This window comes from Pseudoalteromonas sp. S3776, assembly GCF_005886915.1.
GTDB lineage: Bacteria > Pseudomonadota > Gammaproteobacteria > Enterobacterales > Alteromonadaceae > Pseudoalteromonas.
In genome coordinates this window covers 1-201 of the sequence record NZ_PNCU01000247.1, presented here as the reverse complement: position 1 = coordinate 201, position 201 = coordinate 1, and the positions used below count along the sequence as shown (strand labels likewise).

1 protein-coding gene is annotated in these 201 nt (G+C 35.8%); it reads right to left on the bottom strand.

Features of this window, described 5'->3' with window-relative positions:
* On the bottom strand, nucleotides 1-201 hold a 201-nt coding region (locus tag CWC16_RS20040), incomplete at both ends, for a hypothetical protein (RefSeq protein WP_171037721.1).

Sequence of the window (201 nt, the reverse complement as noted above, 5' to 3'; positions counted from 1 at the left end):
AGTATCTAAAGTATTTGTTTCAATCGCAGGCGCCGGTAGTTGTTTGGTTTGCAAATTTTCTTTGTTATTTTTTTCAACTGATTGATTTACTCCCGGTTCAATAAAAAGTTTTGCCGATGCTTGTACATCATTTTTATTTTGCTCAACCTCTTTTTTATTTTCAATTCCCGCCCCTATCGGTTCGGGCAGGGAAAAAGAAAA